General features: G+C 69.7%; 11 protein-coding genes and 1 pseudogene. 11 read left to right on the top strand and 1 reads right to left on the bottom strand.

The features are described from left to right. The first annotated feature begins 16 nt into the window (after nt 1-16). The 8 genes and pseudogenes from glyS to ARC20_RS05600 all read left to right on the top strand — a co-directional run bounded on the left by glyS (nt 17) and on the right by ARC20_RS05600 (nt 12,046). Nucleotides 17-2,170 carry a glycine--tRNA ligase subunit beta gene (gene glyS / locus ARC20_RS05635; RefSeq protein WP_425480272.1) on the top strand — a complete coding sequence of 718 codons (2,154 nt, stop codon included), beginning with the start codon at nt 17-19 and terminating at the stop codon, nt 2,168-2,170. Between the two features lie 97 nt (nt 2,171-2,267). Continuing rightward, a complete protein-coding gene (locus ARC20_RS05630) occupies nt 2,268-4,046 on the top strand; it encodes an autotransporter assembly complex protein TamA (protein ID WP_057645596.1) in 1,779 nt (592 codons plus the stop codon). Further along, nucleotides 4,043-7,864, top strand: a complete 3,822-nt coding sequence (locus ARC20_RS05625; RefSeq protein ID WP_057645594.1) for a translocation/assembly module TamB domain-containing protein — start codon at nt 4,043-4,045, stop codon at nt 7,862-7,864. Before ARC20_RS05630 ends, ARC20_RS05625 begins: the two co-directional genes overlap by 4 nt. Nucleotides 7,865-7,981: 117 nt before the next feature. Then, on the top strand, nt 7,982-8,392 hold the full coding sequence (locus ARC20_RS05620) for a hypothetical protein (RefSeq protein ID WP_057645591.1): 411 nt from the start codon (nt 7,982-7,984) through the stop codon (nt 8,390-8,392). Between the two features lie 10 nt (nt 8,393-8,402). Continuing rightward, nucleotides 8,403-8,852: a type II 3-dehydroquinate dehydratase gene (locus ARC20_RS05615; protein WP_057645588.1), complete on the top strand. Its 450-nt coding sequence runs from the start codon at nt 8,403-8,405 to the stop codon at nt 8,850-8,852. Continuing rightward, a pseudogene (locus ARC20_RS05610) lies at nt 8,818-9,059 on the top strand (hypothetical protein). Before ARC20_RS05615 ends, ARC20_RS05610 begins: the two are co-directional and overlap by 35 nt. 49 nt (nt 9,060-9,108) lie before the next feature. Further along, entirely contained in the window at nt 9,109-9,825 is a 717-nt protein-coding gene (locus tag ARC20_RS05605; protein ID WP_057645580.1) for an SIMPL domain-containing protein, read from the top strand. A gap of 70 nt (nt 9,826-9,895) precedes the next feature. Next, complete coding sequence (locus tag ARC20_RS05600) at nt 9,896-12,046, top strand: S46 family peptidase (protein ID WP_057645577.1); 2,151 nt, start codon at nt 9,896-9,898, stop codon at nt 12,044-12,046. A gap of 66 nt (nt 12,047-12,112) precedes the next feature. Here ARC20_RS05600 and ARC20_RS05595 read toward each other — a convergent pair whose 3' ends face one another. Continuing rightward, a complete protein-coding gene (locus tag ARC20_RS05595) occupies nt 12,113-12,640 on the bottom strand; it encodes a gluconokinase (protein WP_057645574.1) in 528 nt (175 codons plus the stop codon). 112 nt (nt 12,641-12,752) lie between these two features. On the opposite strand from ARC20_RS05595, the gene ARC20_RS05590 reads away from it, so the two are divergent. From ARC20_RS05590 to ARC20_RS05580, 3 genes are all read left to right on the top strand, one after another. Further along, the gene (locus ARC20_RS05590) at nt 12,753-14,138 is read left to right on the top strand and encodes an MFS transporter (RefSeq protein WP_057645571.1); all 1,386 of its coding nucleotides are present in this window, start codon (nt 12,753-12,755) and stop codon (nt 14,136-14,138) included. Further along, nucleotides 14,128-16,518 (top strand): GH36-type glycosyl hydrolase domain-containing protein, encoded by a 2,391-nt coding sequence (locus tag ARC20_RS05585; protein ID WP_057645568.1) that lies wholly within the window; start codon nt 14,128-14,130, stop codon nt 16,516-16,518. The genes ARC20_RS05590 and ARC20_RS05585 overlap by 11 nt, the downstream gene beginning before the upstream one ends. Nucleotides 16,519-16,587: 69 nt before the next feature. Further along, nucleotides 16,588-20,040 (top strand): hybrid sensor histidine kinase/response regulator, encoded by a 3,453-nt coding sequence (locus ARC20_RS05580; protein WP_057645564.1) that lies wholly within the window; start codon nt 16,588-16,590, stop codon nt 20,038-20,040.

Here is a 20,040-nt window from a genome sequence, read left to right as displayed (position 1 = left end):
TGATCCGATGAATGCCATCCCATCCATGTTTCCGCTTCTGATCGAACTGGGCACTGAAGAGCTTCCCGTAAAAGCCCTTCCTGGCTTGGCTAAAGCTTTCTTCGATGGAGTGCTGGCGGGCCTGGAGAAGCGAGGAATCGAATTTGAAGGCGGAGATTCTCGCCCATTCTCGACCCCTCGGCGCCTAGCCGTTCTGCTGCCTAGCGTGGCGCTTCAGCAGCCTAAGCAGGAAAGCATACTTCTCGGCCCGTACCTCAACATCGGCCTGGACGCCGAGGGCAAGCCGACCAAGGCGCTGGAAGGTTTCGCCGCCAAGGCCGGCGTCGCGTGGGATGCGCTGGAGCGCACCACCGACAACAAGGGCGAACGTTTCGTGCACCGCGCGGTGAAGCCGGGCGCGCGCACCGCCGAGCTGCTGCCGGAGATCCTGGCCGAGGCCATCGCCGCCATGCCGATCCCCAAGCCGATGCGCTGGGGCGACCACGATTACGCCTTCGCCCGCCCGGTGCACTGGCTGGTGCTGCTGTTCGGCAAGGAAGTGGTGCCGGCCCGCGTGTTCGGCCTGGATTCGGACCGCATGAGCCGCGGCCACCGCTTCATGCACGACAAGCAGGTCTGGCTGAGCACGCCGGGCGATTACGTCGATTCGCTGCGCGCCGCCAACGTCATGGTGGACCCGGCCGAGCGCCGCCAGCGCATCGTCGCCGAGGTCAACGCCGCCGCCGCGCAGGCCGGTGGCGTGGCGCGCATCACCGAGGACAACCTCGGCCAGGTCGTGGACCTCGTCGAATGGCCCTCGGCGGTGCTGTGCGGTTTCGAGCGCGAATTCCTCGCCGTGCCGCAGGAAGCGCTGATCGAGACGATGGAGATCAACCAGAAATTCTTCCCGGTGCTCGATGACGGCGGCAAGCTCACCGAGAAGTTCATCGGCATCGCCAACATCGAATCGCGCGACGTGGCCGAGGTGTCCAAGGGCTACGAGCGCGTGATCCGCCCGCGCTTCGCCGACGCCAAGTTCTTCTTCGACGAGGACCTCAAGCAGGGCCTGGTGTCGATGGGCGAGGGCCTGAAGACGGTGACCTACCAGGCACGCCTGGGCAGCGTGGCCGACAAGGTGCAGCGCGTGGCCGCGCTGGCCCGCGCCATCGCCCCGCACGCCGGCGCCGAGCCGGCACTGGCCGCGCGCGCCGCCGAGCTGTGCAAGAACGACCTGCAGTCGCGCATGGTCAATGAATTCCCCGAGCTGCAGGGCATCGCCGGCCGCCATTACGCGGTGGCGGGGGGCGAGGGCCCGGAGGTCGCGCTGGCGATCGACGAGGCCTACCAGCCGCGCTTCGCCGGTGACGACATCGCGCTCTCGCCGCTGGGCAAGGTGCTGGCGATCGCCGAGCGCGCCGACACGCTGGCCGGTGGCTTCGCCGCCGGCCTCAAGCCGACCGGCAACAAGGATCCGTTCGCCCTGCGTCGCAATGCGCTGGGCCTGGCGCGCACCGTGATCGAGAGCGGCCTGGACCTGGACGTGAAGGCGCTGCTGCGCACCGCCGCGCAGGCGGCCGTGGACGCGCTGGCCGCGCATCCGGCCGCCAAGGCGCCGCCGGCGCCGGAAGCCAGCGCGCTGGCCGCCGAGATCTTCGCCTTCGTGCTGGACCGCCTGCGCGGCTACTACGCCGACAAGGGCGTGCCGGCCACCCAGTTCAACGCCGTCGCCGCGCTGTTCGACGGCGAAGTGGCGCCGCCGCCGGGCCACGCCGCCGAGCGCGGCTCGCTGTACGACTTCGACCGCCGCATCGACGCCATCGGCACGTTCGCCGTGCTGCCGGAAGCCGAGGCGCTGGCCGCCGCGAACAAGCGCATCCGCAACATCCTGCGCAAGGCCGACGGCGCGATCCCGGCCATGGTCGACCCGGCGCTGCTGCGCGAACCGGCCGAGGAAGCGCTGGCCGAGGCCGTGGAAGGCGCGATGGGCGACACCGACGCGGCCCTGCATCGCCACGATTACGTCGCCGTGCTCGCCCGCCTGGCGCTGCTGCGTCCGCAGGTCGATGCGTTCTTCGACGGCGTGATGGTCAACGCCGAAGACCCGGCCCTGCGCGGCAACCGGCTGGCGCTGCTGCAGCGCTTGAGCGAGCGCCTGGGCAGCGTGGCGGCGATCGAGCACCTGTCGGCGTGATCGCGCCGCCGGTGCCGGCATTTGCCGGCACCGGTGTCAGTTTGTTCCGCTGGGGTCTTAACGGGTCCTTGTTGTGCTCCCGGTATATCCTCGGCCCATGCGTCTGATCCCCACGGCCCTGCTGCTCGTCTTTCTCTGGGCCCTCGCCGGCGCCGCGCAGGCGCGCGGCACCATCGACAAGGTCAACATCGAAGGCCTGGACAAGGGCGACGATGCCGAGATGATCGAGAACATCGAGGTCTCGCTCTCGCTGTACCAGACCATCGGCAAGGTCCAGGGCGAATCGCGCCTGGAATACCTGCTCAACCAGGCGCAGGACCAGACCCGCGCCGCGCTGGAGCCGTTCGGCTACTACAGCCCCACCATCACCGTCGATGCGCCGCGCAATGGCGACAACGTCACCGTCGTCATCCATGTCGACAAGGGCGAGCCGGTGCGCGTGCGCCAATCGCACATCGTGCTGACCGGCTGGGCCGAGGACGACCAGTACCTGCAGCGCGACGTGGCCGAGTTCCAGCCGGCGGTGGGGCAGGTCTTCAGCCACCCGCAGTACGAGGCCAGCAAGGTGCGCATCACCCGCCGCCTGGCCGAGCGCGGCTATTTCGATGCCGACTTCACCCAGCGCCGCGTGGAGATCACCCGCGCCGAGCACGCCGCCGACATCGACCTGGGCTGGGACAGCGGCCGCCGCTACGACATGGGCCCGGTGCGCTTCCAGTACGACTACTTCAAGCCCGGCCTGTTCGACCCGCTGGTGTACTGGGAAGAAGGCAGCTACTACCACGAAGGCAAGCTCGACCGCCTGCGCGAGTCGCTCAACAAGCTCGGCTACTTCGGCACCATCGACATCCAGCCCAAGCCCGAGGAAGCCGATGCCGATGGCCGCGTGCCGATCGACGTGCGCCTGGAGCGCGCCAAGCGCACGGTCTATACCGCCGGCTTGAGCTACGGCAGCGAGAGCGGCCCGGGTGTGCGCGGCGGCGTGGAGCGGCGCTACGTCAATTCGCGTGGCCACAAGATGGACACGCAGCTGGACTTCGCGCAGAAGCGCAAGAGCCTCACCACCGCCTACCGCATCCCGGCGTTCGCCTGGCTGGATGGCTGGTATTCGTTCACCGCCGGCTACTACGACGAGCAGACCGATTACATCGACCTGCGCAACGTCAAGCTCAGCGCCAGCCGCAGCGGCGAGCTCAACGACCACTGGACGGCCATCGCCTCCATCAACGCATTGCGCGAGCGCTGGCGCTACAGCACCAACGACCAGCCCGACCCGTTCTACCAGTACGCCACGTTCGTCTATCCGCAGCTCGAAGCGGTGTACTCCGGCGTGGACAACCGCACCTTCCCGACGCAGGGCATGGCCGCGCGCATGTTCGTGCGCGGCGGCGTGGAGGGCGTGGGCTCCGATACCAGCTTCGCGCAGGCGTATGCACAGGTGTTCTGGTTCCATGGCTTCGGCGCCAACGACCGGCTGATCCTGCGGGGCGAAGGCGGCACCACCTGGACGGCCGATCTCGTGTCGATGCCGCCGAGCCTGCGGTTCTTCGCCGGCGGCGACAACAGCATCCGCGGTTATGCGTTCCGCGAAGTCGGCCCGCGCACGCCGCCACCGGACAAGTACGCGCTCGGTGCGAAGCACGTGCTCACCGGCAGCGTCGAATACGAGCGCTACCTCAACAACAGCCCTTGGGGCGCTGCGGTGTTCGTCGACACCGGCAGCGCGTTCGACAACACGCCGGATTTCCACACCGGCGTGGGCATCGGCCTGCGCTGGAAATCGCCGATCGGCCCGGTGCGCGTGGACGTCGCCCACGGCCTGGATGACCCCGACTCGCAGTTCCAGCTCTACATCAACATCGGAGCCAACCTGTGAACGCGCCCGTGCCGCCGCCGCGCCCTCGCTTCTATCGCCGCCGCCGTTTCTGGATCGGCTCGGGGCTGGGCGTGCTCGGGCTGGTGCTGATCGCGCTGCTGGCGGTGTACTGGCTGCTGCAGACCGTGGCCGGCCGCGACGTGCTGCTGGCGCAAGTGGTGGCGCGCCTGCCGGCCGGCGCCACCTTCACCTGGAAGCAAGCCGACGGCCCGCTCGCCGGGCCGCTCACGTTGCGCGGCGTGGATTTCCGCTACCAGGACTATCGCTTCACCGCCGACCGCGTCTATTTCGAAGCCGACATCCGTCCGCTGCTCGGCCGCAAGCTGCTGCTCGACAAGCTGGAAATCAGCGGCGCGACGTTGAACCTGGCCAAGAGCGACGAACCGTTCGAGATGCCGAGCTGGCCCGGCTCGCTGCCGCAGATCGAGATGCCGCTGGCGATCCAGGCCGACGTCATCGAGGTCAACGAGCTGCGCGTCACCCAGCTGGGCGAGCCGCTGATCAACCTGCATCGCATCCGCGGGGGCCTGGAGATGGCCAATGGCGAGCTGCGCACGCGCCAGCTGCAGGTCGACAGCGACCGCGGCAACTTCGGCCTCAATGGCGATTACATCCCGCGCCAGGACTATAAGACCAACCTCACCGCCACCGCGCTGCTGCCCGCGCCGCGCGGACGCACGCCGGCCAGCTTCGGCCTGGTGGCGCGCGGCGACCTGTCGAACATGGAAGTGGCCATTGCCGGGCGCGCGCCCAAGCCGCTGCATGCGCGCCCGGTGTTCACTGGCAAGGAAGACCCGCGCTGGAGCCTGCAAGCCGACGCCGACGAACTGGATACCGCGCTGCTGATGGGCGCCGCCGGCGTCACCGATCCCGCGCCCGCGCAGCCGATCAGTCTCACGCTCGATGCCTCCGGCAAGGGCGGCAACGCGCAGCTGAAGGGGCGAGTGAAGCAGGGTGACCAGGAGATCGTGCTGCAGCCGTCGAATGTCGCGCTGAAGGACCAAGTGCTCACCGTCGCGCCATTGGAAGTGGACGCCTTCGGCGGCCGCATCCGCCTGCGTGGCACCGCCGATTTCACCGACACGAGCAACGCGCGCTTCCGCATGGCCGCCTACGCCCGCGACCTGCGCTTCACGCCCGCGCCCGACCCGGCGACCCCCGACGCCCAGCAGGTGCCGGTGGAGCTGCGCGAGGCACGCCTGGGCCTGGCCGGCACCATGAAGCAGTGGGCGGTATACGGCCGTGCCGACATCGCGCGCGAGAAGCAGCGCGCCGAACTGCACATCGATGCCCGCGGCGACGACCAGCGCGCCACGCTCAACGAAGTGCGCGCCATCACCCCGGGCGGCCAGCTGGACCTCACCGGTGAGGTGGGCTGGAAGCCGCAGCTGTCGTGGGACGTGGCGGCGGAGCTTTCGCAGTTCGATCCGGGCTACTTCGCGCCGGGCTGGGATGGTCGGCTCTCTGGTCGGATCGCCTCCAAGGGCCGCCAGCTGCCACCCGCCGCGAACGGCACGCCGGGGGACTACCAGGCCACCGCCGAGATCGCCGCACTGCGCGGCCAGCTGCGCCAGCGCAGCATCGACGCGCGTGGCCGCTTCGCACTGGAAGGCAAGCAGGGCGAAGGCCAGCTGGCATTGTCGATCGGCAACAGCCGCATCAATGCCAAGGGGCGCGTCGGCGACCGCCTCGACATCGACGCGCAGCTGCAACCGCTGCAGCTGGACGACCTGCTGCCCGGCGCCACCGGCAACCTGCGCGGCAGCGTGCAGGTGCGCGGTCGCAGCGACGCCCCGGACATCACCGCCGACCTCGCCGGCAGCGGCCTGCGCTGGAACGACTACAGCGCCGACACGCTCTCGCTGCGCGGCCGCCTGCCGTGGCGCGGCAGCGACGGCACGCTCACCTTGCAGGGCAGCGCGGTCAACGCCGGCATGGTGTTGGACAGCGTGCAGGTACAGGCGCAGGGCGCGATCGAAAACCTGCGCGTGCAGGCCGACGTGCGCAACGACATGGCCCAACTCGCACTGCAGGGCGAGGTGCGCCGCAACGGCCCGCGCTGGCAGGGCCAGGTCGGCACGCTGCGCATCGTGCCGAGCAAGGGCAACACCTGGGCGCTGCGCCAGCCGGCGCAGTTCAGCGTGAACGGCCCGGCCTTCACTGTCTCCGATGCCTGCCTGGCCGCGGTGGGCGCCAGCGGCGCGCTGTGCGTCAACGCCAACTGGCCGCGCGAAGGCGTGACCGTGCATAGCGAAGCGCTGCCGCTGACGCTGATCCAGCCGTGGCTGCCGCCGAACGAAGGCCGCCAGGTGCACCTGCGCGGCGAGCTCACGGTGGATGGCAGCTTCCGCCCGCGCGGCAATGCCTGGGAAGGCGCGTTCAAGGTCACCTCGCTCGAAGGCGGCATCCGCCTGGGCGACAACAGCCGCGGCGAAGTCGTGCGCTATGACCACTTCAGCCTGACTGGCGACTTCAACCCGCAGAAGATCCAGGGCTACCTGGGTATCGGCTTCGCCGGCAACGGCTTCGTCGATGCGCGCTTCAACACCGGCTGGGATACCTACGCGCCGCTCAACGGCGAGCTGTACCTCAACATGTCGCGGCTGAGCTGGCTGCAGCTGTTCGTGGCCGACCTGGTGAACCCGAAGGGCAACGTCGAAGGCCATGTGAGCCTGCGCGGCACGCGCTCGCAGCCGCAGCTCGGCGGCGAGGCGGTGCTGAAGGACTTCACCGGCGAATACCCCTCGCTCGGCCTCACCCTCAACGATGGCCAGGGCCGCGTCAGCGCCCAGCCCGACGGCTCGGCGCGCATCGTCGCCAACGTGCGCTCGGGCGAGGGCACGCTCAACGTCGATGGCGACCTCTCCTGGTACGGCGAGCGCACCCCGCTGAAGCTCAACATCCGCGGCGACCGCGTGCTGCTCTACAACACGCCGGAACTGCGCGTGGTCGCCAACCCGGACATGCAGTTCGGCATCGTCGACAAGACCATGCAGCTGCGCGGGCAGGTCACCGTGCCCGAGGCCGACATCGACCTGGAGCGACTGGAGCGCGGCACCTCGGTGTCCGAGGACGTGGTGGTGCTGGATCCGGCCAACCCCGAAGAGACGCCGTCCTCGCCGCTGGACATGGACCTGGCGGTGATCCTCGGCGACAACGTCAAGATGGCCGGCTTCGGCCTCAAGGGCGCGCTGACCGGCCGCATGCAGGTGCGCGCGCGGCCGGGCCGCGAGATGACCGCCAATGGCGGGCTGGACGTGAGTGGCCGTTACAAGGCCTACGGCCAGGATCTGACGATCACGCGCGGCCAGCTCACCTGGAACAACAACATCGTCTCCGACCCGCGCATCAACATCCGCGCCGAGCGGCGCATCGGCGATGTCACCGCCGGCATCGACGTCAGCGGGCGCGCGGAGTCGCCGCGTGCGGACGTGTGGTCGAATCCGTCGATGTCGCAATCCGAGGCGCTCTCTTACCTGGTGCTGGGCCGCGGCTTGTCCAGTGCCAGCGGCAGCGAAGCGCAGCAGGTGACGGCGGCGTCGGCGGCGCTGTCGGCCGGCAGCGGCCTGATCGCCTCGCAGCTGGGCGCCAAGCTCGGCCTGGACGAAGCGGGCGTGAGCCAGTCCGGCAGCCTGGGTTCGGTGGTGGGCTTCGGCAAGTACCTCTCGCCGCGCTTCTACGTGGGCTATGGCGTGGCGCTGGTCGGTGGCAGCTCGGTGATCACGTTGAAGTACCTGCTGACGCGCGGGTTCGACGTGGAAGTGGAATCGAGCACGATCGAGACCAAGGGGTCGATCAACTGGCGCAAGGAAAAGTAAACCGGCGTCGCGTCGATACGCACAAGTTACGCGCCGCCGCCGCGCGGGGCATGGCAGCTTTACGCCCCCCCTCCCTATCGTGACGCCTCCGCACCTTGGTGCGCCTGAGTCACCTGTATGTCAGTCCTGATCCTGCAAGGCCCCAGCGATCGTCCCGCCGGCGATGCACCCCTGCCGGCCCCCTGCGCCGGCCATGCCACCCAGGTGGTCCACTGCGCGGACATCGGGGGGCTGATCGCGGGCCTGCACGCCGCCCGGCATCTCGATACCGAGCTGGTCCTGCTCGATTCCGGGCATATCCACGGCGCCGAGCATCGCGCGCAGTGGTCGGCCCTGCGCGCCGCCCTCGACGGGCTGGCCGCGCCGTACATCGAAGTCCACGACGACCCGGCCGACGAACTGCAGCCCTGGCTGCGGCCGAACCACCTGCCCATCGCCACGATCATCACCGCCGGCGACCGCGGCCGCGCCTACGCCCTCTCTTCGGCCATTGCCGCGCGCCGCCTCGACGGCGCCGTGCGTCACTGAGGCCGCCGCCATGTCGATCATGATCGTGCGCGGCCCGGAAGACGCCTCGCTGCTGATGCGCGGCCCGACGCCGCTGCCGCGCGAACTGCTGCGCCAGCTGGTGGCGCGCGCCGCCGATGTCGGCAAAACCGTGGCGCTGCGCGCCTGCGGTTCGGAACAGGAGCTGCTCGACGCGCTGCGCGTCGCCCAGCAGGCCCGCATCGAGCTGGCCGTCATCGACCCGGGCGCCTGCACCGCCAGCCCGCGCCTGCATCGCGTGCTGTCCGGGCTGGACTATCCCTATGTCGAAGCCCACGACGATGGCAGCGAGCGCCCCGAACCCCCGCTGCCCGACGGCCTGGGCCAGCGCATCGCCAGCGTCCATGGCTACCGCGCGCAGAGCTACACGCTCGCGCTGTCCATCGCGCTGGAGCACCTGGGCTGCGATGCCGCCCTGCACGACATCCACGTCGGTACCTGAGCCATGCGCCTGCACTATTTCGCCGACTACGAAGGCTACGAGGGCGGCCGGCCGATCCTGTGGGGCCAGGTGACGCACAGCATCGAGGCCGAGAACGAGGAGCGGCTGGATCCGGCCGAGGTCGTCTCGGCCCTGCGCCAGCGCGCCGCGGAGGCGCACGGCATCGAGCCGCGCCAGGTGCGGCTGTGCCAGGTGGCGCGGTTGTAGCGCGCTCTGCTAGCGTGCCCGCCACCAGGGAGAAAGGGGGGAGGACACGATGCGCAGGCAGCTGTTCGTGGCATTGATGCTGTGGAGTGGAGTCGCGCTGGCCGGTACGCCGCTGCCCGATGGGCCGCACGTGGCGGTGGAGGGCAGCGCGAAGCAGGAGGTCGCGCCCGACAGCGTCAAGGTGACGCTGGTGTTCGGCCACCGCGCCGGTACTTCGCTTGCCGCCAAACAGGCGGTGGATGAGGCGGTGAACAAGTATCTGGACGCGCTGAAGCCATTCGCCGTCGCGGGCCGTGACATCGAGGCGGCTGACATGCGCGTCCAGCGGGTGGACGATGACGATGACGAAGTGCGGCTGCGCGCGTCACGCGCACCGCTCTTCGAAGCGCAACGCCGGGTCACGGTGGTGCTGGACGAGATCGCGCGGCTCGATGCCCTGTTGGACGCAGGGCTGCGAGCCGGCGCCACCGAAGTGGACGATGTCGACTTCCAGCTCCGCGACCCAGCACCGATTCGCCGCGAGGTGAAGCGCAAGGCCGTCGCCGACGCCCACGATCGCGCCAACGACATCGCACAGGCTGCGGGCGCCAGCCTGGGCCAGGTCTACAGCATTGATTCGGTGCGTTCTTCCCAGGTCGATCACTATCGGTTCCGGGAAATGGACGGAATCCAGGTGACGGGAGGGTACCTTCGGCCTGCCCAATACCTGAGCCCGTACATCACGATCAGCGAATCGGTGTCGCTGGTGTATGAGTTGCGCCGCTGAGCGCACCCCCTGATTGCCCCCGGACGGGCGGGCCGCTAAGGTCACGGCCTGCCTTTCCGGGATGCCTCCGATGCCGCTTCGCAACACCCTCACCGCCTCGCTCGCGCTGGGCTTGGCGCTGACCACCTCCGCCCGTGCCGACGAAGGCATGTGGATGCCCACCCAGCTGCCGGCGCTGGCCAAGCCGCTGCGCGAGGCCGGCTTCAAGGGCGACCCGAAGGATCTGGCCGACGTCACCCGCGCGCCGCTGAGCGCGGTGGTCAAGGTCGGCGGCGGCACCGGCTCGTTCGTGTCCAACGACGGCCTGCTGCTGACCAACCACCATGTCGCGATGGGCGTGATCCAGTACAACAGCTCGCCGGAGCACAACTTCATCGACGACGGCTTCATCGCCGCCGGCCGCGCCGACGAGCGTGCCGCCAATCCGGACTTCCGCGTCCTGGTCACCGTCGGCTTCGACAAGGTCACCGACGAGGTGCTCAAGGACGCGCGCGGCAAGCAGGGCCGCGCCTATTACGACGCGGTGGACGCGGCCAGCAAGCGCATCGTCGCCGACTGCGAGCGCGACGGCAGCGTGCGCTGCAGCGTGGCCAACATGTACTACGGCAGCGACTTCTACCGCATCCGCCAGCTGGAACTGCGCGACGTGCGCCTGGTCTACGCGCCCCCGCGCGCCATCGGCAACTACGGCGACGAGATCGACAACTTCATGTGGCCGCGACACAGCGGCGATTTCACCCTGCTGCGCGCCTACGTCGGCAAGGACGGCAAGCCGGCCGACTACAGCCCGGAGAACGTGCCCTACCATCCGCCGGCCCACCTGCAGATGGCCAAGGATGGTCCGAAGGCCGGCGATTTCGCCATGCTGGCCGGTTACCCCGGCATCACCTACCGCCACCGCACGGCGGCCGAGTTCGACGAGCAGGTCAACCACGTGCTGCCGGACCGCGTGAGCCTGTTCGATGGCTTGATCGAAGTGATCGAGGCGGCCGGCAAGACCGACGCGCAGGCGAAGACCCGCTACGCCTCGCAGCTGCAGTCGCTGAAGAACAACCGCAAGCGCGCCGCCGGTGAGCTGGAAGGCCTGCGCCGCAGCGACGCCGTGCGCCTGCGCGCCGAGGACGAGCGCGGCATGCTGGCCGCCACGACTGGCGAGGATGCGCGGGATATCGCCGCGCTGCAGGCCTCGCTGGCCGACGGCGCCGCGCTGGGCGAGCGCGACCTGATCCTGGGCGCGTTCGCGACCCAGACTCAGCTGATGCGCTCGGCCCTGATGCTCGAACGCCTGCGCCTGGAGTCGGCCAAGCCGGATGCCGAACGCGAGACCGGCTACCAGCAGCGCGACCAGGCCATGATCGAAGGCGTGCTCAAGCAGGTGCAGCGCCGCTACGACCCGACGGTGGAGAAGGCGCTGCTGACCTCGCTGCTCACCCGTTACCAGCAGCTGCCCGACGCGCAACGCGCGCCGGAACTGGATGCCGCCTTCGGCCGCACGCCGGCGCAGCTGAAGCAGGCGCTGGACGGCCTGTACCAGCGCACCGTGCTGGGCACCGAAGCCGAGCGCCTGTCGCGCTTCGCCGCCGCGCGTGACGGCAAGCCGCTGGCCGACGATGCGCTGATCGCGCTCGCCCGCCAGTTGGTGCCCGGCCAGCTGCAGCGCGAGGACGCGCGCAAGACGCGCGAGGGCGAGCAGCTGCGCCTGCGCCCGGCGTACATGCGCGCGCTGGTGGCCTGGCGCGAGCAGCAGGGCCGGGCGGTGTACCCGGATGCCAACAGCACCCTGCGCATCAGCTATGGCCGGGTCGAGCCGCTGTCGCCGCGCGACGCGGTGGCGTTCGCGCCGGTCACCACCGTGGCCGGCATCGTGGAGAAGAACACCGGGCAGGTGCCGTTCGATGCGCCCAAGCCGTTGCTGGAGGCGATCGCCAAGGGCGACTTCGGGAACACCGCCGATCCGGCGCTGAAAACGCAGACGGTGAACTTCCTCACCAACCTCGACACGACCGGCGGCAACTCGGGTTCGCCGGTGCTCAACGCGCGCGGCGAGCTGATCGGCCTGAACTTCGACAGCAACTGGGAAGCGGTGAGCGCCAGCTGGTGGTACGACCCGCGCTACAAGCGCGCGATCCACGTGGACATGCGCTACCTGCGCTGGCTGCTGGCGAAGGTGTATCCGGCGCCGGCGCTGCTGGAAGAGATGGGTGTGCCGGCGGGCAAGTAAGGCAGCTTGTGGGGGCGGCAGGCGTTGTCCTGTCGCCCCGTGCCGCGCCAGCGGGAAAGCAGGAGGCTATCGACCCTCCAGCCCCGCCACCGCCCGGGCCACGACCGTCTCCAACGGCGCATCGATATCCACCGCCACCACGTCCGGCTCATCGGCGGGTGGTTGCAGCGCTTCGAACTGGCTGTCCAGCAGTGCCGCCGGCATGAAATGCCCGGCGCGCGCCCCGAGCCGCGCGGCGATCACCGCCGGCGTGCCATGCAGGAAGACGAAGCGCATCGGCACGCCGCTGGCCCGCAACCGCGCCCGATGCGCCGCCCGCAGGCCCGAGAACGCCAGCACCACCGATTTGCCGCGTGTGACGCACTGCCGCAAAGCCTGCCCCAACGTATCCACCCACGGCTCGCGCTGCACGTCGGTCAGCGGCTCGCCGCGCGCCATCTGCGCCTTTGCTTCCACGCTGTGGAAATCGTCCGCATCCAGCAGCGCGAAGCCGTAATGCGCGGCCAGCGCCTGCGCCACCGTGCTCTTGCCGCTGCCCGATACACCCATCACCACGATCGCGAAGGCAGGGGTGTCGGCGGCAGCAGTCATCATCTTGGCTCGTTATAGGTACAGATCAATTTTTCATGCGACGGCCATCGGTTCGGCCGATGGTGTAGCGTCGGCATCCTCGCACGCCCCGTCCCGTTCCGCATCCGGTCCGCCCATGCCTCCTGCGCAGGAAAACGCTCCACGTTCCGCCCCGCCGCTGCGCGAGAAGACCGCGTACGCCTTCGGCGACTTCGGCCTGAACCTCTACTGGGCCAGCATCTCGGCGTTCCTGCTGATCTTCTATACCGACGTGATGATGCTGCCGGCCGCCGCGGTCGGCACGCTGATCCTCGTCACCAAGCTGGGCGATGCCATCGCCGACCCGCTGATGGGCATGCTGGCCGATCGCACGCGCACGCGCTGGGGCCACTTCCGCCCCTGGCTGCTGTGGGGCGCGCTGCCGATGGCCGCCACCGGCGTGCTGGCCTTCACCGTGCCGTCGCTGGCGGCGGACATGCGCCTGCTGTGGGCGTACGTGACCTTCTCGCTGATGATGCTGGCCTACACGGTGGTGAGCATCCCGTACTCCGCGCTGTCCGGCGTCATCACCGCCGACGGCCAGCAGCGCACCGTGCTGGTGAGCCTGCGCTTCATCGCCGCGTTCGCCGGCACCACGTTCGTGAACTACGCCACGCTGGACCTGGTCGCCGCGCTCGGCCAAGGCGATGCCGCCACCGGCTGGCAGCGCACGTTGATGCTGTATGGCGTCATCGCCATCGTGTTGTTCGCCTGCGTGTTCGCGTTCGTGCGCGAACGCGTCGTGCCGCCGCCCACCCAGCGCACCCCGTGGCGGCAGGACGTCGCCGACCTGCTGCACAACCGCCCGTGGCTGGTGCTGTTCGTGCTGGCGCTGGTCATCATGGTGACCATCGTGATGCGCGGCGGCGCGGGCGTTTACTACTTCAAGTACTACCTCGGCCGCCCGGACCTCACCGGCTGGTTCCTCGGCAGCTATTCGGTGGCGCTGGCCATCGGCGCGGCCGCCACGCCGCTGCTCACCCGCCATTTCGACCGCCGCCGCCTGATGATGGGACTGATGGTGCTGGTCGGCCTGCTCAGTGGCGCGATGTATTTCGTGCCGCCGGATGGGTTGGTGGCCGCCTTCGCGCTCAACATCCTGGTCGGCCTGGCGTTGGGGCCGAAGTCGCCGCTCGCGTTCGCGATGTATGCCGATACCGCCGATTACACCGAGTGGCGCACCGGCCGCCGCGCTACCGCGCTCACCTTCGCCGCCGCCACGTTCTCGCAGAAGCTGGGCGGGGCCATCGCCTCGGCCGCCATCGCCTGGGTGCTGGCGGGCATGGGCTACGTGGCCAACCAGTCGCAGAGCCATGCCTCGCAGCACGGCATCGTGCTGCTGATGACCGTCATCCCCGGCCTCGTCGCCTTGCTGGCGGCCTGGACCATGCGCTTCTATCCCCTCGACGACGCGCAGCTGGCGCATATCCAGCAGGCCCTGGCCGAGCGTCACGCCGCCCCCGAAACCCGCCATGACCCGTAACGAACCCGAAGACACCACCGACCTGCTCGGCCCCGTCGCCGACGGCGAGCGCTACGCGCTGTACAGCCCCACCGCCATGCCGAATGCCGGCGCGTTCCTGTGGAACCGCCGGATGATGATCCAGCTGACCTGCCGCGGCTATGCCACCGCGCAGTTCATGCAGCCGGAGCCGGCCAAGTACGCGCATGCGCCGAACCTGGAAGCGCGCACCTTCATGCAGCCGGAGCAGCCGTACTACGCGCATCACCCGGGGCGCTTCTTCTACGTGAAGGACGAGGACACCGGCGCGCTGTGGTCGGCGCCGTACGAGCCGGTTCGCGCCACCCCGCAGCGCTTCGTCTTCTCGCCGGGCAAGCACGACGTGGCCTGGGAGATCGAGCTCGACGGCATCGTGCTGGCGCTGCGCGTGCAGCTGCCGGAAGAGGCGCCGCTGGAACTGTGGACGTGCACGGTGCGCAATGTCTCCGGGCGGGCGCGGCGGCTGTCGCTGTATCCGTATTTCCCGGTGGGCTACATGTCGTGGATGAACCAGTCGGGCGAATATCGCGCCGAGCTGGGCGGCATCGTCTGCCGCAGCGTCACGCCGTACCAGAAGGTGGCCGACTACTGGCGCCAGCGTGACTTCAAGGACTGCACGTTCCTGCTGGCCGAACAGCAGGTGGAGGCTTGGGAAGCGAGGCAGTCGGCGTTCGAGGGCGAGGGCGGCCTGCATGCGCCGACGGCGTTGGCCGGGGAGCGGCTGGGCGACAGCGACGCGCGCTACGAAACGCCGACCGCGGTGCTGCAACAGCGCCTCGTGCTCGACGCAGGCGACGAGACGACGCTGCGCTACCTGTTCGGCCCGGCGCATGACGAGGCGGAGATCGCGGCGCTGCGCGCGCGATATCTCTCCGCCGAGGGCTTCGCCGAGGCGGCGGCAGCGCACGCTTCCCACCTGGAAGCTGGCCGTGGCTGCGTGGAGATCGCTACGCCCGATGCCGCGTTCGACAACCTCGTCAACCACTGGCTGCCGCGGCAGGTCTTCTACCACGGCGACGTCAACCGCCTGACCACCGATCCGCAGACCCGCAACTTCCTGCAGGACCACCTCGGCATGGCGTACCTGGCGCCGGGCGTGGCGCGCGCCTCGCTGCTGCATGCGCTCTCGCAGCAGGAAGCCAGCGGCGCGATGCCCGACGGCATCCTGCTCGACGAACAGGCCGAGCTGAAATACATCAACCAGGTGCCGCACACCGACCACTGCGTGTGGCTGCCGATCTTCCTCGATGCCTACCTGGGCGAAACCGGCGACGGCGCGCTGCTGGAGGAAATCGTGGAGGACCGCGAGGGACGGCGCCTCGATGTCGCGGCCCGCCTGGACGCGGCCATGGACTGGCTGCTGCAGGCGCGCGACGCCCGCGGGCTGAGCTACATCGCCCAGGGTGACTGGTGCGACCCGATGAACATGGTCGGCTATCGCGGCACCGGCGTGTCGGGTTGGCTGACCCTGGCGACGGCCTATGCGCTGCGCCTGTGGTCGGGCCTGTGTGCCCGCCATGGCCGCGCGGACGCGGCGCGTCGCTACGCGCAGGCCGCCGAAGAAGTGAACGCCATCGCGAACCGCGAGCTGTGGGACGGCGACTGGTACGCGCGTGGCATCACCGACGACGGCGTGCGCTTCGGCGTATCGGCCGACGCCGAAGGCCGGATCTACCTCAACCCGCAGAGCTGGGCGATGCTGGCCGGCACGGCCGATGCCGAACGCCAGGCCCGCCTGCTGGACGCGGTGGAAGCCCAGCTGCATACGCCCTATGGCCCGGTCATGCTCGCGCCGCCGTACACCGGCATGCGCGAGGACGTGGGCCGGCTGACCCAGAAGCATCCGGGCTCGGCCGAGAACGGCGCGGTCTACAACCACGCCGCCGCGTTCTACCTGCACAGCCTGTATGCCGTGGGCGAGGGCGAACGCGCATGGGGCGTGCTGCGGGCGATGATCCCCGGCCCCTCGCGCGCCGACCTGCTGCAGCGCGGCCAGCTGCCGGTGTACCTGCCGAACTACTACCGTGGCGCGTGGCGCGAGATTCCGCGCACGGCGGGCCGGTCGAGCCAGCTGTTCAATACCGGCACGGTGGCCTGGGTCTACCGCGATGTCGTGGAGCAGCTGTTCGGCCTGCGTGGCGAGGGCGAGGCGCTGCGCGTGCAACCCCAGCTGCCGGTGCACTGGCCGCAGGCGCGGGTGGTGCGCCGCTTCCGCGGGGCCGAGTTCGAGGTGAGCTATCGGCGGGACGCGGGCGTGGCGGCGATGCGGGTGGTTGTCGATGGCGCGGATTGCCCCGGCGCGTCCATCGCCGGGATCGAGGCAGGAAGGCGGTATCGCGTGGACGTCGTGTTGCCGCAGTAACGCGGCGTCTGAACGCGATCCCCGCCGGGTACACTGCCCCGCATCACCTGTCGCCCGGAGGGGGGCGCGTTGATCTCGAGCTGGATCCTGCTGCTGGTGTCGGTCGGCTATGCCGTGCTGCTGTTCGGCGTGGCGTGGTGGGGCGACCGTCGCCCGCTGTATCCGGACCGGCCCTGGCTGCGCCCGGCGGTCTACAGCCTGGCGCTGGCGGTCTACTGCTCGTCGTGGACGTTCTACGGCGCGGTTGGCACGGCCGTGCGCAATGGCATCGGCTACCTGCCGATCTACCTCGGCCCGCTGCTGCTGCTGATCTTCGGCTGGCGCATCATCGAGCGCCTGGCGCTGATCGCGCGCTCGGAGAACACCGTCTCCATCGCCGATTTCATCTCCTCGCGCTATGGCCGCTCGCGCCGGCTCGCCGCGCTGGTGGCGGTGATCGCGCTGGTCGGCATCGTCCCGTACCTGGCGCTGCAGTACAAAGCGGTGGCGATGAGCCTGGAAGTGCTCACCGGCCAGTCCAACGACGGACGCTCGTTCTTCACCGACCCGGCGCTGTACGTCGCGCTGCTGATGGCGCTGTTCGCCACGCTGTTCGGTACCCGCCAGGCGGATGCCACCGAGCACCACCACGGCATGATGCTGGCCATCGCGCTGGAATCGGTCATCAAGCTGGTGGCGATGCTCGCGGTGGGCCTGTTCGCGTGGTCGTGGCTGGGTGACCACCAGCTGCGCATCACCGATTCGGCGCGCATGCTGTTCGAGCACACGCCCTCGGTAGGCTTCGTCTCGCAGACCATCCTCAGCTTCCTGGCCATCGTCTGCCTGCCGCGCCAGTTCCATGTGGCGGTGGTCGAATGCGGCGACGTCGGTGACATCCGCCGCGCGCGCTGGCTGTTCGGCGGCTACCTGGTGCTGATCTCCGCCATGGTGGTGCCGATCGCCTCGGCCGGCGTGGCGCTGTTCGGCGGCGGCGGGCAGCTGGCCGACGACAGCATGGTGCTCGCGCTGCCACTGGCCGAAGGCAACACGGTGCTGGCGCTGGTGGCCTACATCGGCGGCTTCTCGGCGGCCACCGGCATGGTGATCGTGGCCTCCATCGCGCTGGCCACCATGGTCAGCAACGACCTGGTGATGCCGGTGCTGCTGCGTCGTTCGCGTGGCCACGCGGTGGTGGCGGCCGGGCGCGTGCTGTGGATCCGCCGCGTCGCCATCCTGCTGCTGGCGATGATGGCCTACGGCTACTACCGCAGCAGCAGCAACGACAGCACGCTCGCCTCCTACGGCCTGATGGCCTTCGCCGCAGTGGCGCAGTTCGCGCCGGGCGTGTTGGGCGGCCTGTACTGGCGCGGGGCCAGCCGCAAGGGCGTGGAGGCCGGCATGCTGCTCGGCTTCGCCACCTGGGGCTATACGCTGCTGTTGCCGGCGATGACCATGGCCGGCGATTTCGATACCGGCTGGCTGCTCAACGGCCCGTTCGGCATCTCCTGGCTGCGGCCGCAGCAGCTGTTCGGCATGAGCGGCTGGGACTCGCTCGCGCACGGCACGTTCTGGTCGCTGCTGGCCAATGTCGGCGCGATGATGGTGGTGTCCGCGCGCTGGCGCCCCGGCGTGGACGAACGCCTGCGCGCCGCGCCGTTCCTGGATCCCTATTCGCAGCGCCCGGCCGTGGCGGGTGCGTGGCCGGGCCATGTGCATGTCTCCGACCTGCTCACCCTGGCCGAACGCGTGGTGGGCGAGCGTCACGCGCATCGCGCGTTCGTGGAGCAGGCCACTGCGCTCAATCGCGAGCTGCAATCCAACGCGGTGGCCGATCGCGCCTGGGTGCAGTTCACGGAAAGGCTGCTGGCCGCCTCCATCGGCGCCGCCTCCGCGCGGCTGGTATTAACCAGCCTGCTGCGTGGCTCCGGCATGGAGCTGGGCGAGGTGGTGGCGGTACTCGATGAAGCGGGCCAGGAGCTGCGCTTCAACCGCGAGATCCTGTCCACCACGCTGGAAAACATCAGCGCGGCCGTGGCGGTGGTCGATCCGGACATGCGCCTCACCGCCTGGAACCGGCGTTACCAGCAGCTGTTCGGCTATCCGGACGGCATGCTTTACGTCGGCCGGCCTGTGGCGGACCTCATCCGCTACAACGCCGAGCGCGGCGAGCTGGGCGAGGGCGATGTCGAGGACCAGATCGAGCGGCGCATTCGGCACATGCGCGCCGGTTCGCCGCATGTGTTCGAGCGTACGCGCAGCGACGGCAAGGTGATCGAGATGCGCGGGCAGGCGCTGCCCGGCGGCGGCTACGTCACCAGCTACAACGACATCACCGACTACAAGCGCGCCGAGAACGCGCTGCTGGAAGCCAACGAGACGCTGGAGCAGCGCGTGGCCGAGCGCTCGCAGGAAGCCGAGCTGGCGCAGCAGTCCAAGACGCGTTTCCTCGCCGCCATCAGCCACGACGTGCTGCAGCCGCTCAACGCCGCGCGCCTGTTCGCCTCGGCGCTGCGCGATACCGCGCACAACAACGAGGAACAGCGCCACCTGGCCGAGCGCGTGGACGCGTCGCTGCGCGCCGCCGAGGAACTGCTGGACGGCCTGCTCGACGTATCGCGCCTCGACGCTGGCGGCCTGCGGCCCACCATCGAAGACTTCGACGCCGGCGTGCTGATGGCCGAGCTGGCCGCGCAATACGCGCCCATCGCCGCGAGCCGCGGCCTGCGCCTGCATGCGCACGCACGGCCGATCTGGGTGCGCAGCGACCGCCGCCTGTTGCGTCGGGTGATGCAGAACTTCATCGCCAACGCGCTGCGCTATACCCGCCAGGGCCGCATCGTGCTCGGCGTGCGCCCGCGCGGCGAGCAGGTGGAGCTGCAGGTGTGGGATACCGGACCCGGCATTCCCGAACACCACATGCAGCAGATCTTCAACGAGTTCCACCGTTACCAGCAGCCGTTCGACTGGGGCGAGCAGGGGCTGGGCCTCGGGTTGTCGATCTGCCAACGCATCTCGCGCCTGCTCTCGCACGAGCTCAACGCGCGCAGCCAGGTGGGCCGCGGCAGCATGTTCTCGATCCAGTTGCCGCGCGTGGCGGCCGGGCAGGTGCTGCCGCAGCCGGCGCTGCGCAGCCGGCAGCCGAGCCGCGACGATTCGCTGTCCGGCTTGCGCGTGCTGTGCGTGGACAACGACCAGGAGATCCTGGACGGCATGCGCGCGCTGTTGGGCCGCTGGCAGGTGGAGGTCATCACCGCCTCCACCGTCGACGAGGCCATCGAGAAGGTGGCCCTGCAACCGGACGTGATGCTGGTGGACTACCACCTGCACGACCGCCTCGACGGCCTGGATACGCTCGATGCGCTACGCGAGGCCTCCGCCGCGCCCGTGCCCGGCGCGCTGCTCACCGCCGATGGCCGCGATGAACTCAAGCAGCTGGCGCGCGAACGCGGCTACCGCCTGCTGACCAAGCCAGTGAAGCCGGCCTCGCTGCGCGCCTTCCTGAGCGCCCTGCACGAGCAGGCGCGCAGCGATGCGCCGCTCTAG

It is taken from the genome of Stenotrophomonas panacihumi, from assembly GCF_001431645.1.
Classification (GTDB): domain Bacteria; phylum Pseudomonadota; class Gammaproteobacteria; order Xanthomonadales; family Xanthomonadaceae; genus Stenotrophomonas_A; species Stenotrophomonas_A panacihumi.
The sequence above is the reverse complement of the archived record's forward strand: the minus strand, read 5'-3'. Positions and strand labels throughout refer to the sequence as shown.

What these genes read in the sequence shown, in the direction of transcription:
- ARC20_RS05630 (WP_057645596.1), top strand. Translation starts at nt 2,268, where the DNA reads ATGCGTCTGATCCCCACGGCCCTGCTGCTCGTCTTTCTCTGGGCCCTC.
- ARC20_RS05620 (WP_057645591.1), top strand. Translation starts at nt 7,982, where the DNA reads ATGTCAGTCCTGATCCTGCAAGGCCCCAGCGATCGTCCCGCCGGCGAT.
- ARC20_RS05600 (WP_057645577.1), top strand. Translation starts at nt 9,896, where the DNA reads ATGCCGCTTCGCAACACCCTCACCGCCTCGCTCGCGCTGGGCTTGGCG.
- ARC20_RS05605 (WP_057645580.1), top strand. Translation starts at nt 9,109, where the DNA reads ATGCGCAGGCAGCTGTTCGTGGCATTGATGCTGTGGAGTGGAGTCGCG.
- ARC20_RS05615 (WP_057645588.1), top strand. Translation starts at nt 8,403, where the DNA reads ATGTCGATCATGATCGTGCGCGGCCCGGAAGACGCCTCGCTGCTGATG.
- ARC20_RS05590 (WP_057645571.1), top strand. Translation starts at nt 12,753, where the DNA reads ATGCCTCCTGCGCAGGAAAACGCTCCACGTTCCGCCCCGCCGCTGCGC.
- ARC20_RS05595 (WP_057645574.1), bottom strand. Translation starts at nt 12,640, where the DNA reads ATGATGACTGCTGCCGCCGACACCCCTGCCTTCGCGATCGTGGTGATG.
- ARC20_RS05585 (WP_057645568.1), top strand. Translation starts at nt 14,128, where the DNA reads ATGACCCGTAACGAACCCGAAGACACCACCGACCTGCTCGGCCCCGTC.